Source organism: Rhizobium sp. AP16 (assembly GCF_000281735.1).
In the GTDB taxonomy this organism is placed as follows: domain Bacteria; phylum Pseudomonadota; class Alphaproteobacteria; order Rhizobiales; family Rhizobiaceae; genus Rhizobium; species Rhizobium rhizogenes.
In genome coordinates, this window is the sequence record NZ_AJVM01000016.1 from 91071 (window position 1) to 105891 (window position 14821).

Consider the following 14821-nt stretch of genomic DNA (forward strand, 5'->3'; position numbering starts at 1 on the left):
CTACTTCTTCATCTGCTCCTTGAGCACCGCGAGCTTGGCGAAGGGAGAATCCGGATCGATCGGCTTTTCCTTGCGCGGCGGCTTGGCTTCGAAACGCAGTGGCTGCGGCGCGCCACGATTGTTGCGGTCGTTCCGGTCATTGCGCTCTTTCCGCTCGCCGCGATCCTGACGGTCGCCGCGTTCGGGGCGGTTGCCTTGATTCTGAGGACGGCCGCCGTCGCGGTTGTTGCCACGCGGGCCGCGATTGTCGCCGCGAGCTTCGCGCCCTTCGCGATTGCCTTCGCCGCTCGGCTGCTGTTCACCTGAGCTGTTGCGGCGATTGCCCTGATGACCACGTCCTTCGCCCTGGCCCTGCTGGCCGCGGCGATCACCCTGGCCACGTCCACCCTGGCGCTGCTGGTTATCGTTGCGTCCGCCAAGACGCCAGAGCAGAACCGGCTTCGGTTCGACCGGTTCGGCATCAGCAGCGTCGGTGGCAGAGGCTTCCACAGATTCAACAGCAGCAGCGGCAACAACCGGTTCCGCCGGAGCTTCAGCGGCAGGCGCTTCCGTGGCTGCGCCCTCGGCAACGGTCTCGCTTTCCGCGGCCGGCTCGTCGCTGGCGCCATCGGCATCGTCATGATCGGCAGCAGCTTCCGCGGCCTGCGGCGCCGAAGCCGGCGTCGAGGAAGCATCCTGCTGTGCGAGGTAGGACGTCGCATCCTCTGCCTTCACGGCATCGGCGCGATAGCCTAGACCCTTGAGGATCTCTTCCATGTCTTCCAGCGTTGCGCCGAGGATGGAGAGCATCGCCGTCGTCGTCGTAAAGCGGCGGCCGTCATAAGCGCCTTCCGGACGCGACGCCTGACCCGGCTTCCATTGCAGCAGCGGACGAATGATATCCGCCAGGCGCTCGAGGATGTCGATACGCACCGCGCGCTTGCCGAGGAAACGGAAGCCGGCGAGCTTGTAGAAGGTGCGCTCATAGGTCGGGTCGGTGACGACGGAGGTCCGGCCGGCGGCAAGCACCGGGATCAGGTCGCCGTAGCCTGGCTTGTCGAGTCCGTCATTCTTCAGCGCCCAGAGCAGAGTGATGAGCTCGGCCGGCGCCGGCTTCAACAGGGCGGGTACAAAGATATGATAGGCGCCGAAGCGAACGCCATAGCGACGCATCGAGGCACGGCCATCCTGATCCAGCGACTTCACCTCTTCGGTGACATCGCGGCGGAACAGAACGCCGAGATTTTCAACGAGCTGGAAGGCCAGCCCCTTGGCAAGCCCCTGCAGGTCCTCGGCGCGCGACAGATCGTCGAGCGGCTTCAGGACCGTGCTGATATGATGGTTCACGAAGCGCTCAATGCGCGCGGCGACATGATCACGCGCATTGCCCGTCAACTGCTCGTCGGCGAGCAGGATGACGCGCGGCCGCATGATGTGATCGCTACCCGACAGACGCGCCACGGGATCGCCGAGCCAACGGACGAGACCGTCCGCACTGATCGCCAGATCGCTATTGCCGGCCGCATGCATCCGGGCGGCGCGCGCCTCGAATTCCAGCGCGAGCGCCTTTAGCGAGGCGGTCTGGACTGCCTTGGCGTCCGGCCCCTCGGTTCCCGAGACCGGCGTAAACCGGAATCCGGTCAACTGTCCCACATGATGCCCCTCAACGAAGACATCCCCATTCACACTGATTTCAGCTTCCAGCATCGCATTCTCTCTCAGGCGCTTCATGAGCACAGATGTCCTGCGATCAACAAAGCGGTTCGTCAACCTTTCATGTAACGCGTCGGACAATCGATCTTCGATTTCCCGCGTCTTTTCTTGCCAGTGTGTCGGATCGGCAAGCCAACCGGGCCGGTTCGACACATAGGTCCAAGTTCTTATCTGCGCGATTCGCGCCGAAAGCGTGTCGATCTCACCATCTGTCCGATCGGCACGGTGCACCTGCTCGGCAAGAAATTCCTCCTTTACCGTGCCATAGCGAACGAGGTCGGAAAAGAGGGTAGCGATAAGATCGGCATGCTGGGCGGGCGTAATACGCCGATAGTCGGGAAGCGCACAGGCTTCCCATAATTTTTCGACCCGCGCCGGGCTGCTGGCGAGATCGGCAGTCTCCAGATCACGCGACAGCGCTTCCAGCGCTTGCTGATCGACCGCCGGCAGCGCGCGCGTCAGGCCCGGTACTCGGGGCGCCTCCTCAAGGCTCGCACGGAGCGAAGCGATCGACGAAAAATCGAACTGCTTGGTGCGCCACTGTAGCACCTTAACATTATCGAACTCGTGACCCTCGATGCGCCGCACTAGTTCGTCGTCGAAGGGATCGACCTGCCCCGTCACGCCAAAGGTACCGTCCTTCAGATGGCGGCCGGCACGACCAGCAATCTGGCCGAGTTCGCCCGGGTTGAGATTGCGGAACTGATAGCCGTCGAACTTGCGGTCCTGGGCAAAGGCAACGTGATCGACATCGAGATTGAGGCCCATGCCGATCGCATCGGTCGCCACCAGATATTCGACGTCGCCGGCCTGATAGAGCGCCACCTGGGCGTTGCGGGTGCGCGGGCTGAGAGCGCCGAGCACGACGGCCGCCCCGCCGCGCTGGCGGCGGATGAGCTCGGCGATGGCGTAGACCTCGTCGGCGGAAAAGGCAACGATCGCGGTGCGCTGCGGCAGGCGGGTGATCTTTTTCTGCCCGGCATAGAAGAGATGCGACAGGCGGGGCCGCTCGACGACGGTAATTCCCGGCAGCAATTGTTCAAGGATCGGCCGCATCGTGCCGGCACCGAGCAGCAGCGTCTCGTCACGGCCACGCAGATGCAGGATACGGTCGGTGAAGATATGGCCGCGCTCGAGATCGCCGGCGAGCTGCACTTCGTCGATGGCAACGAAGGAGGCGCGGGTCTCGCGCGGCATGGCCTCGACGGTACAGACCGAATAGCGCGCATTGGGCGGCGAAATCTTCTCTTCGCCGGTGACCAACGCAACATTCTGCACTCCGACCTTCTCGACGACACGCGTATAGACCTCGCGCGCCAGCAGCCGCAGCGGCAGGCCGATCACGCCGTTGCCATGCGCCACCATGCGCTCGATAGCGTAATGGGTTTTGCCGGTATTGGTCGGTCCGAGCACCGCGGTTACGCCGCGTCCGCTCAGGATCATTGGCTGCGAGGTCTGAGTCATAGGTCCATGCATGGGCGAGAAACCACTGTCTTGCGATCAGCAAGCTCCCCTGGGAAGAGAAGAAGAGATGACGACCATATGTGACAAAGGCAAGACCTGAATCAAAAAACAACCGCCGCAACATTCGATTTCATAAATAACAAGCTCAACCAAAAGCTACATTATCGCTACATCCCAGGCGAGTCCCGACGAGTCCGGAACAGCTTGAGAACGAATCAGCGACGAATCGCTGACTCTGAAGAGTTCCCATTTTGTTCACTACAACATATGGATTTTGATTCATAGAGTCCCACCAGATGCTGAATCGTCTTTTCACCCGCTTTTCCGATGAGAGGAGAGTCAATCGGCTATTCGGCAGGGATCGAGTTCACCTTGCAAAACATGGTTAACCATTTGTAAATATGGCGACTTCCTTTACGAATCCGGCTCGCGAAAGCGCCCCGTTAAGATTCGGGTCAAAGCCGGAACGAATCGGCGACGAATCACCGACTTCCTCGGATTCTGCCTTTGTTCTCCACAATATCTAGCGCATTTACGGAGGAAACACACAGGACTCTGGATGGTTGAAGCGCAGAATCAGCCCGAATCGTGGATTGCAATTAACCTTTAAGCGAAGTCGAATAAAATAAATCAATAAATTCCCGCAATAATTGCGCCCGTTAACACCTCGACCGAAGCCGGAACGAATCGGCGACGAATCGCTGATTCCGCGCTGTATTCTATTTGTTCACGGCTACATGTAGCGATCGGACGAGGAAGCCGATCCAGATGGAGAATGGGCTGACGGAGTGGACGAGCCCGAAAGCGCGCGATTTTAACGATTTCCATCGATGGAGCACTACCTTGCGGCGATCGGGCCAAATGCCCACATATCGGAAGGCAATCATCGCTTCGAGGCCCAATCGCCTACCGGCGTTAACCAAAGCCCAAATGCAGAACGAATCGCTGACGAATCGCGGACAGGCCCATCTTCCCGTTTCGTTCACCGCAACATATTGTATTTAAATAAATTTTTAACCATAAGAAGAGGTCGTCGAAGGGCATTTTCGCGCGCGCGATGCGCTGCTCCGTTAACCTTTGCATCGTCCTGCCGACGCGTCCTCACATCGCCGGTTATTTCTGAGCCGGAACAATTTCGTGCGGCGCGAGTTTCTTCGGGTAGCGAACACGGTGCGCCGCCCGTTTTGTATAAACGAGGTAAATGGGCACACCGATTGGAGCAACCACTGGAGTGAAGTCTCACGCCAGCGGGAACTTCAAGCGCTGGACGCGGAGGAAATAAGCCATGCTTGGTACCATTTTACTCATAATAGTGATTCTCATGCTGATCGGTGCATTCCCGAGCTGGGGTTACAGCCGAAGCTGGGGATATGGTCCATCCGGCGGTCTCGGCCTCGTTCTTGTCATTGTTCTCATTCTATTGCTGATGGGCCGGATCTGATCGGGCTGATAACGTTGAAAACCTCGTCATACCAGGGAGCAAATACCATGAAAAAAATCATCGTCGCGATCGCCATCGTGGGCGCACTCGCCTCATGCAGTGCCACGGAGAGAGGCACGGCCATCGGTGCCGGAACCGGCGCAGTCATCGGCGGTGTTGCCACCAATAGCTGGGGTGGTGCCGCAGTCGGCGCCGTGGCCGGCGGTGTTGTCGGCAACCTCATCGGCCGGTCTCATGAGCGCCGCGGCTATTGCGTCTACCGCGACCGCTACGGCAGCCGCTACGAGGCTCGCTGCCGCTAAGGCAATGACAGGCTAAGACAGATTTCACGGCCGGCCGTCAGCACGTTGTTGACGACCGGCCGTGAAAGCCAAATGGTCATGCCGAAAACTTCGAACCGGAATTTTCTGGCGAATACAAGCACCCGCGCCGATCGCGCAGGGATGGGTCAACGTTTTTGAAAAGGGACGGACACCATGATTGCAATCATCGCAGGCACCGCAGCGCTCGCTCTCGTCGGCACCAGCTTCGTCGTGCTGATCTACGCCTCGCGGGTGCGTGACAGGGAAATGCGCCGGATGGTGTTCAAGCCCGTCATCCTGGAATTCAAACCCAGGCAGCAGCGCTCCGGGAATTCAGGCCGGAACTGATTGCCGGACACTCCCGACAATCAGCCAACTTGTCACTCCCATGCTCAAACGACGAACTGGCCGCCATTGGCGCTGATCGTCGATCCCGTGATGAAACCGGCATCATCGGCGGCAAGGAAGACAACAACGCGCGCGATCTCTTCCGGCTCACCCAACCGTCCCACGGGGATCTGCGGAATGATGCGCTCGTTCAGCACCTTTTCCGGCACTGCGAGCACCATTTCCGTGCCAATATAGCCGGGGCAAATGGCATTGACGGTGATGTTCTTGGCCGCCCCTTCCTGTGCCAGCGCCTTGGTGAAGCCGAGGTCGCCGGCCTTGGCGGCGGAATAGTTCGCTTGGCCCATCTGGCCTTTCTGGCCGTTGATCGACGAGATATTGATGACACGGCCGAAGCTTCGGTCGCGCATGCCCTGCCAGACATGATGCGTCATGTTGAACAGGCCGGTAAGGTTGGTATTGATGACCTCATTCCATTGCTGCGGCGTCATCTTGTGGAACATGGCGTCGCGGGTAATGCCGGCATTGTTGACGAGGATCTCGACAGGACCAAGCTCGTCCTGCACCTTGGCGATACCTCTGCCGCAAGCCTCGTAGTCGGTCACATCCCATTTGTGGACGGAAATACCCGTCACCTCGTGGAAAGCCCGGGCCTTCTCCTCGTTGCCGGCATAGGTTGCCGCGACCTTGTAGCCGGCATTGCGCAGCGCCATCGAAATCGCTGCTCCGATGCCGCGCGTCCCACCCGTCACCAACGCCACTCTGCTCATGTGCCACTCCCCTTGTTGCGGCAGGGACGGGACGACCGATCTTCGGTCGTCCGCTCCGCCTTCATCGTTTCTTCTGGAAAATTATTCGAAACCGTCTTGCGCGGCGCTGACGCGCGAAACGCCTCAGAACGCCTCGAAGCACATGGCAACACCCATGCCGCCACCGATGCAAAGTGTCGCGAGACCCTTCTTGGCACCCCGGCGCTTCATCTCGAACAGCAGCGTGTTGAGAACACGGGCACCGGACGCGCCGATCGGGTGGCCGATGGCGATCGCGCCACCATTGACGTTGACGATCGACGTATCCCAGCCGAGATCCTTGTTGACGGCGCAAGCCTGGGCGGCAAAGGCCTCGTTGGCCTCGACAAGATCGAGTTCGCCGACCGACCAGCCGGCCTTCTCCAGTGCCTTGCGCGAGGCTGGGATCGGGCCTGAGCCCATGATCTTGGGATCGACGCCCGCCGTTGCCCAGGAGACGATGCGCGCGAGCGGCTGGATGCCGCGACGCGAGGCTTCCGCCTCGGACATCAGAACGGCGGCGGCGGCGCCGTCATTGAGGCCGGATGCGTTGGCCGCCGTCACCGTGCCGTCCTTGTCGAAGGCCGGGCGCAGCTTAGCCATGCTGTCCAGCGTCGCGCCGTGACGGATATATTCATCGGTATCGACGATAATGTCGCCCTTGCGGGTCTGGATCGTGAAGGGAACGATCTCATCCTTGAACCGCCCGGCCGTCTGCGCAGCCTCGGCCTTGTTCTGGGAAGCGACGGCGAACTGGTCCTGTTCCTCGCGCGACAGCTGCCACTGGCGGGCGATGTTCTCCGCCGTGATGCCCATGTGATAGCCATAGAAGGCGTCGGTCAGGCCATCCTTGATCATCGTATCGATCATCTTCATGTCGCCCATCTTGGTGCCGGCGCGAAGATGGGCGGCATGCGGGGCCATCGACATGGACTCCTGACCGCCGGCAACGATGATTTTGGCATCGCCCGTGGCGATCTGCTGCATGCCGAGCGCGACGGCGCGCAAGCCAGAGCCGCAAAGCTGGTTGACGCTCCAGGCGGTCGCTTCCTGCGGGATACCGGCCTTCATCGCGGCCTGGCGGGCCGGATTCTGCCCTTCAGCGGCCTGCAGCACCTGGCCGAGAATCACTTCATCGACGTCCTGGGCATCGACGCCGGCGCGCTCCAGCGCGCCCTTGATGGCGGCAGCACCGAGTTCATGGGCGGGAACAGCCGCAAAAGCACCGTTGAAGGAGCCGACGGCGGTGCGGGCAGCACTGGCGATGACGATGGATGGATTGCTCATGGAAGCCTCCTCACAGGATGAACATATATGAGGCGAAACTGTCAAAGCTTTGCGCCCGAGTCAAACTGCAAGACGGCGGTTGCCCATATTTCATCCAGCCCGTCACCACCAACGAAAAATACAACCAGTAGAAAGGGCTTGCCGCATCGCACAAAGCGATTGTCACCAAGCTTCTTTTGCGTCTACACTTGGTAATGGAGGAGTATTCCATACAATCAGACGGGGTCAGGAGACTGAGTAATGGCGAAGAATGAGGGCCAGATCGTAATCAAGAAATATGCCAACCGCCGCCTATACAATACCGGCACCAGCACATACGTGACCTTGGATGACCTGGCGGAAATGGTGAAAAAGGGAGAAGAATTTACCGTTCAGGATGCGAAAAGCGGCGAAGACATCACGCATTCGGTCCTGACGCAGATCATTTTCGAACAGGAATCGAAAACCGGAAACACGCTCCTGCCGATCTCCTTCCTCCGGCAGCTGATCGGCTTTTACGGCGATCAGATGCAGATGGTCGTGCCGAGTTTCCTTGAGCACTCCATGCGCTCCTTCACCGAGCAGCAGGTGCAGATGCGCGAACAGATCAACCGCGCCTTTGGCGAGACGCCGCTCGTCAAGAATTTGCAACTGCCGATCCAGATGGTCGAGGAACAGGTGCGCCGCAACACCGAAATGTTCCAGCAGGCCATGCAGATGTTCTCGCCCTTCATGAAACCGCCGGCGAAGGAAAGCCGCAAGGCGGAAGCAAAGGACATCGACGAGCTGAAGGAGCAGCTCCGCGCCATGCAAAGCAAGCTGGATAGTTTGTGAGATAAAGAGCGCACGAGAAAATCGGCTGTGAATTTGCGGAGAGTGTTCACCCCCCTCTGTCACTGACGTGACATCTCCCCCACAAAGGGAGTTTGGTAATTCGTGGAACCCTCTTATCTCGAACGAACATCGAATCCGCAGAGACTGCAGTTTTTCGCCTTGCGAGTGGCGGGCGGCATCCTCCCACCAATCTCCCCCCTTTTGGGGGAGATGTCACGAAGTGACAGGGGGGTATCAGCGGTTCGGCATATCAACAGGCCGCTTTTCTTCCATCCATACAACCCGATCAAAACAGAAAAAGGCCGGCGAAACGCCAGCCTCTTCAATCTCACCCCTTAGGGGAGCGCTAGATTATGCGCTTTCCTTCGGCGTCAGAACCTGACGGCCACGGTACATGCCGGTCTTCAGGTCGATGTGATGCGGGCGACGCAGTTCGCCGGAGTTCTTGTCTTCAACGTAGGTCGAAGCCTTCAGCGCATCAGCCGAACGGCGCATACCGCGCTTGGACGGGCTTGTTTTTCTCTTCGGTACAGCCATTTTCGTTACTCCACTTTGCGGACGAAACATGTCAGCGGCCAGCCAGGCGGCCGAAACAGACATGGATCAATTTCGGAATTTGGTGGGGCTTATACATACCTTGCAGGGCTTTGACCAGTCCCTCACAGCATTTTTTGCTCGCGCCACCGGATTCAGATGGATTGACGCCGAATCGGCGTTCAAGCCTCGTCCACCGCCACGCGCCAGGTCTCTTCAAGGGCTGCCTTTTCCCATTTCTGCCAGGCGGGCAGTGCCTTCATCACTGCCATGTAGTCCAGCGTGTCGGCGGCGTTGACGAGGTCATAGCACTCGAAGCGGCTGACCACCGGCGCAAACATCGCATCTGCACCGGAAAACGCGCCAAACAGGAAGGGGCCGCCGGAACGATCCCGCGCCCCGCGCCAGATCGTCTCGATGCGCGCTACGTCGTCCAGGACGCCCTTCGGCAGGTCGAGCCGGCCGACCGGACGGCGCATGTTCATCGGGCAGGCGCCGCGCAGGGCGCCGAACCCCGCCAGCATCTCCATGCTGTAGGACCGGGCAACCGCGCGCGCCTGCCGATCCCCAGGCCAGAGCCCCACCTCAGGAAAAAGCTCGGCCGCATATTCGATGATAGCCAGCGATTCCCAGACCTTGAGCCCGCCATGAACCAGCATCGGCACCTTGCCCGTCGGCGAGACCGCGCGGATGCTCGGATTGCCGGCCTCGAAATCGAAGGGGATCAGCACCTCCTGGAAAGGGACACCGCACGCCTCCAGCGCGATCCATGGCCGGAACGACCATGAGGAATAGTTCTTGTTACCGATGTAGAGGGTCAGTCTGTCCATGGTTCGTCCCTTCTAGTCCCCGAAAGGCCGGCGGGCGCAGTTCGAGCGGCGTCATAATTCCAGCCGAAAATGCCAGATGTCGGTCACGCAATCGAACGACAAGTTCTGATATCAGTTATAAAGGCATTTGATGTACTCGCCGGAATTCGCCGCCCGGCGCTGGATCAGCGAGGCGAGCTGACGCAGCCCGCGTCCCGGCTTGCTCGCCACCCGGTCGATCGGATTGGGCAGGGAGACGGCGAGAAGGGCTGCCTGGCGCGCGTTGAGTTTCGAGGCCGGCACCTTGAAATGATAGCGCGCGGCCGCCTCGATGCCGTAAATGCCCGGCCCCCATTCGGCGATGTTCAGATAGACTTCCATCATCCGCCGCTTCGACCAGACGAAGGAGGAGGAGACCGACAGCGGCAGTTCCATCGCCTTGCGCACGAAAGAGCGGCCGTTCCAGAGAAACAGATTCTTCGAGGTCTGCATCGGGATCGTGCTGCCGCCGCGCGTCGACTGGCCCTTCAGCGTCTGCTGTACGAGCGCGCGCATCTCGCCCCAGTCGACACCGCCGTGAAAGCAGAATTGCCCGTCCTCGGACGCCATGACCGACCGCACCAGCACCGGCGATATCTCGTCGAAGGAAACCCAGCGGCGGTCATACCCTTGAAAGGTCACGACATCGCGCAGCATCAGGGTCGAGATCGGATGAACGAAGGGCAGGATGTAGAAGACGATCAGCACATAGGGCAGCAGCAGCACACCGGCGACGACGAGGACGATGCGCTGCGCGAGCGGACGGGCCATAAACCGCGCAAGCAGGGCCGACCGTCGTGGCATCTCGGCTTCCTCCTCGCTGTCCGTCGATATGTCCAATTGCCGAAGGTCCACCATCACCCCATCCCGGAACACACCTTGCACATTCGGGGAACGCGCTGGGAATGCTCCAATCGTCATACCGTCTACACAAAGCGATGACCAGAGTGCGACGAGATTCACACCTCGGCTGTTGACAATTCCCGTTGCCAGCGACCGGCACTCATGCCAAACAGCGGCCATGGACAGCACCATCTCCTCCTTCGAACATCACCTCAGAGACAATGCCGGCAAGGTCGAGGCTGTGTTGAGCCGGCTTCTCGCGGATGCCCGCCTGAACGACGAGATCGCCCGCCCCGCCCGCCTGCTCGAGGCGATGCGCCATGGCGTGCTGAACGGCGGCAAGCGGCTGAGGCCCTTTCTGGTGATGGAAACCGCAGCACTTCTAGGCGGCAATGCCGATGCGGCGCTGCGGATCGGTGCAGCGCTCGAATGCGTTCACTGCTATTCCCTGGTGCATGACGACCTGCCGGCCATGGACGACGACGATCTGCGCCGCGGCCAGCCGACCGTGCATATCGCCTTCGACTATGCGACCGCGATCCTTGCCGGCGACAGCTTGCTGACCTACGCCTTCGACATCATCGCCGCACCGGAAACGGACCTGCCCGCAGACCGCAAGATGGAGCTTGTGCTGGCGCTGTCACGCGCCGCCGGCATCGGCGGAATGGCCGGCGGCCAGGCGCTCGATCTCGCCGCCGAGAAGGTGACACCGGACGAGCAAGGCATCACCACGCTGCAGGCCATGAAGACCGGCGCGCTGATCCGCTTTGCCTGCGAAGCCGGCGCCATCATGGCCGGCGCCTCGGCCGGGGACCGTCAACGGCTGCGCAGCTTCGGCGAAAAGATCGGCCTTGCCTTCCAGCTTGCCGACGACCTGCTCGACCTCACCGCCGACGCCGCCACCATGGGCAAGGCGACCGGCAAGGATGCCGCCCGCGGCAAGGGCACGCTGGTGGCGCTGCACGGCCGGGAGTGGGCCGAGACGACGCTTGCGAGACTGGTGAGCGAAGCGGCGGGCTTATTGTCCGGTTACGGCGACAAGGCGGATGTGCTGGTGGAAACGGCGCGGTTCGTGGCGAACCGCAAGAACTGAGCCTTCGCGTCAGGCGCTTTCGGATCGCCGGACATGTCTCCATGACAAGAAATCACGCGAAAAACGGGTGACCTTCAGGCGTTTCCATGGCAGGTATCGTCGCCTGAAATCCCCCGGAGCCATCCCATGCATGAGGCGCTTGCCTATCTGCCGCAGATCCTGCCGGCCTATATCGCCTATCTCGTCGCCGTCGCGAGCCCTGGCCCGGCCGTCATGGCCATTATCGCCACGTCGATGACGCACGGCCGCAAGGCGGGCATGACGATCGCACTCGGCATCTTCGGCGGCTCGCTGACATGGGCGATCGCCGCTGCCGCCGGCCTTGCCACCTTGTTGCAGACCTATGCGATGGCGCTGGAGGTTTTGAAGATCTTCGGCGGACTCTATCTGCTCTATCTCGCCTACAAGGCATTGCGCGCGGCTCGCGCGGCCGGCGATTTGCAAACAGCCGTGACGGACGCAAAAGCACCGACCTTCAGGTCGCTGATCCTGCGCGGCTACGGCATCCACGTCACCAATCCGAAGGCGATCTTCGCCTGGCTCGCCATCATCGCGCTCGGCATGCCGCAGGGCGCGCCAGGCTCGGTCGCGATACTGATCATCACTGTCTGCGGGGCAACCGGCTTCGTCGCCTTCATGGGCTATGCGGTGCTGTTCTCGACGCCGCATGCGCTGAAGATCTACAGGAGCGCGCGCCGGTGGATCGAAGGCGCCATGGCCGGCTTCTATTGCTTCGCCGGCATCAAGCTGCTGACCAGCAACATCTAAGAGGAGGATTGGCGGCGGATCACTCCGCCGCGACGCTCTTCTGGCCGAAACGTTTCTCGATATAGTCGGCGACCAGCGCTTCGAAATCCGAAGCGATATTCGGGCCACGCAGCGTCATCGCCTTCTGGCCGTCGATGAAGACGGGGGCAGCGGGCGATTCACCGGTGCCGGGCAGCGAGATGCCGATATCGGCATGCTTGCTCTCGCCGGGACCGTTGACGATGCAGCCCATGACGGCGACGTTGAGCGCTTCGACACCCGGATATTTGTCGCGCCAGACCGGCATGTTCTTGCGTAGGTCGTTCTGGATGTTCTGCGCCAGCTCCTGAAACACGGTCGACGTCGTGCGGCCGCAGCCGGGACAAGCCGCGACAACGGGCACGAACTGACGGAAACCCATCACCTGCAGCAGCTCCTGCGCCACCTGCACCTCGCGGGTGCGGTCGCCATTCGGCTCCGGCGTCAGCGAGACGCGGACGGTATCGCCGATGCCATGCTGCAGCACATAGCCCATGGCGGCCGAGGAGGCGACGATGCCCTTGCTGCCCATGCCGGCCTCGGTCAGGCCGAGATGCAGCGCATGATTGGAACGCTCAGACAGCATGGAATAGACGGCGATCAGGTCTTGCACCTGGCTGACCTTGGCCGAAAGAATGATGCGGTTGCGCGGCAGGCCGATTTCTTCGGCGAGATCGGCCGAGATCAGCGCCGACTGCACGATCGTCTCGCGCGTCACCTGGCGGGCGGAGAGCGGCGAGCCGGCGGCGGAATTCTGGTCCATCAGCGCCGTCAGCAGATCCTGATCGAGCGAACCCCAGTTGACGCCGATGCGAACCGGCTTGTCATAGCGGATCGCCATCTCGATGATCTCGGCGAACTGCTTGTCCTTCTTGTCCTTGAAGCCGACATTGCCGGGATTGATGCGGTATTTCGCCAAGGCCTCGGCGCAGGCCGGATGGTCGGCCAGGAGCTTGTGGCCGATATAATGGAAATCGCCGATCAACGGCACGTCCATGCCGAGCCGCAGCAGCCGTTCGCGGATCTTCGGCACGGCGGCGGCACTTTCGTCACGGTCGACGGTGATGCGAACCAGCTCCGATCCGGCCTTGAAGAGAGCGGCAACCTGCGCCACCGTCGAATCGATATCGGCGGTATCGGTATTGGTCATGGACTGCACGACCACAGGCGCGCCGCCGCCAACGATGACGCCGCCGACATCGACGGCAACGGAGGAACGGCGCGGCTTCGGATCAAAATCGGTGGCGGACGACATGGAAAACTCTCGTTAGCCTCAGGTAATCAGTGCCTTTCAGGTGGATCACGAAGCGGTCGTTGTCAACCGCTTCGGATATCACTTTCTCAGGCTGTAACATGACCATAACAGGTCAAGACGGCCGAATTAATGCGAATTCTCGCCGATGCCGTCGGCGTAGCGCGCCAGCGATGACAGCGCCAGCACGACGAGCAGCAGCACCGGCAACGCCAGCAGGACCGGCGAGAAGCCGACATGCTCGGCGGCGAAACCGATCGCCGAGGGTGCCACCAGCATGCCGGAATAACCGAGCGTGGTGACGACGGAGATGCTGATGCCCGGCTGCAGACCCGGAATGTTGCCGGCGGCCGAAAAGGCGATCGGCACCATGTTTGAAATGCCGATGCCGCAGAGCGCAAACCCGACAATGGCCAGTTCCGCATTCGGCGCCAGCGCCGCGATCACCATGCCGACGATCGCGAAAACCGTGCAGACGCGCAGTGTCTTGACCGCACCCAGCTGATCACGGACGAAATCGCCGGCAAAGCGCATTGCCGCCATGGTCAGCGAGAAGGCCGCAAAGCCGAAACCAGACAGAGTGACCGACGCGGCCTTTTCCTGGCTGAGATAGAGCGCGCTCCAATCGAGCACCGCTCCTTCGGGCATCATGGAGAACAATGCCATGAGGCCGAGCAGCCAGGGCAGCGGGACCATCGGCAACCGCGCCTTCGGTTTCGCCTCGTCCGGATGCGGCTGGTCGCCGAGAATCATCGGCCATGCCACAGCCAGGATGAGGATGGAAAGGACGGTGACGACCTCGGCGTGACCGAGGTAGCCCAGATGCGAGATCAGGAAACCGCCGATCGCCGCACCGAGCAGACCGCCAAGGCTCCAGAAGGCATGGCAGGACGACATGATGGCCCGGCGCATGGATTTTTCCACCGAGACGGCATTGGCATTCATCGCCACGTCCATGGCGCCGATGAAACCGCCAAACAGGAAGATGGCGATAGCCGCAGTCCACACGCTCTCGACCAAGGTCATGGCGAGGAGCATCGGCACGAGCAGCACGGCGAAGGCCTTGACGACGATCTTCGAGCCGCGTCCGGCGATCTGTGCGCCGGCGATCGGCATCATCACCAGCGAGCCGACACCGAAGACCAGGATCATCAGGCCGAGTTCGAACTTGCTCAGTTGCAGCCGCTCGGCAAATTCCGGAATCTTCGGCGCCCAGCAGCCGACGCTGAAGCCATTCATCAGAAATAGCAGCGAGACGGCCGCGCGCGGTTTCGTAAAGAATCCGCTTCTGCGTGCCTGAAGACTCTCGGATTGCATCATATCATTCATG

At 61.0% G+C, this 14821-nt stretch carries 14 protein-coding genes; 6 read left to right on the forward strand and 8 right to left on the reverse strand.

Annotated features, from left to right (window positions below; all coding sequences use genetic code 11):
- A complete protein-coding gene (locus PMI03_RS09375; protein ID WP_039973714.1) occupies positions 1-3156 on the reverse strand; it encodes a helicase-related protein in 3156 nt (1051 codons plus the stop codon).
- Between the two features lie 1285 nt (positions 3157-4441).
- On the opposite strand from PMI03_RS09375, the gene PMI03_RS30940 reads away from it, so the two are divergent.
- From PMI03_RS30940 to PMI03_RS31595, 3 genes are all read left to right on the forward strand, one after another.
- Complete coding sequence (locus PMI03_RS30940) at positions 4442-4597, forward strand: DUF3309 family protein (RefSeq protein WP_007692296.1); 156 nt, start codon at positions 4442-4444, stop codon at positions 4595-4597.
- A 47-nt stretch (positions 4598-4644) separates the two neighbouring features.
- Positions 4645-4899, forward strand: a complete 255-nt coding sequence (locus tag PMI03_RS09380; protein ID WP_007692297.1) for a YMGG-like glycine zipper-containing protein — start codon at positions 4645-4647, stop codon at positions 4897-4899.
- Positions 4900-5073: 174 nt separating this feature from the next.
- On the forward strand, positions 5074-5247 hold the full coding sequence (locus PMI03_RS31595; RefSeq protein ID WP_007692298.1) for a hypothetical protein: 174 nt from the start codon (positions 5074-5076) through the stop codon (positions 5245-5247).
- A gap of 44 nt (positions 5248-5291) precedes the next feature.
- Here the strand turns inward: PMI03_RS31595 and phbB are convergent, their stop codons facing one another.
- Both phbB and PMI03_RS09390 read right to left on the reverse strand, forming a co-directional pair.
- On the reverse strand, positions 5292-6017 hold the full coding sequence (phbB, locus tag PMI03_RS09385) for an acetoacetyl-CoA reductase (protein ID WP_007692299.1): 726 nt from the start codon (positions 6015-6017) through the stop codon (positions 5292-5294).
- Positions 6018-6140: 123 nt separating this feature from the next.
- Entirely contained in the window at positions 6141-7322 is a 1182-nt protein-coding gene (locus tag PMI03_RS09390; RefSeq protein ID WP_007692300.1) for an acetyl-CoA C-acetyltransferase, read from the reverse strand.
- A gap of 240 nt (positions 7323-7562) precedes the next feature.
- On the opposite strand from PMI03_RS09390, the gene phaR reads away from it, so the two are divergent.
- Positions 7563-8135: a polyhydroxyalkanoate synthesis repressor PhaR gene (phaR, locus tag PMI03_RS09395; protein WP_007692303.1), complete on the forward strand. Its 573-nt coding sequence runs from the start codon at positions 7563-7565 to the stop codon at positions 8133-8135.
- A 351-nt stretch (positions 8136-8486) separates the two neighbouring features.
- Here the strand turns inward: phaR and rpmF are convergent, their stop codons facing one another.
- From rpmF to mtgA, 3 genes are all read right to left on the reverse strand, one after another.
- Entirely contained in the window at positions 8487-8672 is a 186-nt protein-coding gene (gene rpmF, locus PMI03_RS09400; RefSeq protein WP_006724402.1) for a 50S ribosomal protein L32, read from the reverse strand.
- 179 nt (positions 8673-8851) lie between these two features.
- Positions 8852-9499, reverse strand: a complete 648-nt coding sequence (locus PMI03_RS09405) for a glutathione S-transferase family protein (protein ID WP_007692311.1) — start codon at positions 9497-9499, stop codon at positions 8852-8854.
- A gap of 111 nt (positions 9500-9610) precedes the next feature.
- The gene (mtgA, locus tag PMI03_RS09410; protein ID WP_039973723.1) at positions 9611-10357 is read right to left on the reverse strand and encodes a monofunctional biosynthetic peptidoglycan transglycosylase; all 747 of its coding nucleotides are present in this window, start codon (positions 10355-10357) and stop codon (positions 9611-9613) included.
- Between the two features lie 181 nt (positions 10358-10538).
- On the opposite strand from mtgA, the gene PMI03_RS09415 reads away from it, so the two are divergent.
- Both PMI03_RS09415 and PMI03_RS09420 read left to right on the forward strand, forming a co-directional pair.
- On the forward strand, positions 10539-11453 hold the full coding sequence (locus tag PMI03_RS09415; RefSeq protein ID WP_007692314.1) for a polyprenyl synthetase family protein: 915 nt from the start codon (positions 10539-10541) through the stop codon (positions 11451-11453).
- Positions 11454-11579: 126 nt separating this feature from the next.
- Entirely contained in the window at positions 11580-12221 is a 642-nt protein-coding gene (locus PMI03_RS09420; RefSeq protein ID WP_007692316.1) for a LysE family translocator, read from the forward strand.
- A 19-nt stretch (positions 12222-12240) separates the two neighbouring features.
- Here the strand turns inward: PMI03_RS09420 and ispG are convergent, their stop codons facing one another.
- Together ispG and PMI03_RS09430 are read right to left on the reverse strand one after the other, a co-directional pair.
- Positions 12241-13494, reverse strand: coding sequence for a flavodoxin-dependent (E)-4-hydroxy-3-methylbut-2-enyl-diphosphate synthase (gene ispG / locus PMI03_RS09425; RefSeq protein ID WP_007692318.1), 1254 nt, complete (start codon positions 13492-13494; stop codon positions 12241-12243).
- A 126-nt stretch (positions 13495-13620) separates the two neighbouring features.
- Positions 13621-14820: an MFS transporter gene (locus PMI03_RS09430; RefSeq protein ID WP_007692320.1), complete on the reverse strand. Its 1200-nt coding sequence runs from the start codon at positions 14818-14820 to the stop codon at positions 13621-13623.
- Position 14821: the final 1 nt, after the last annotated feature.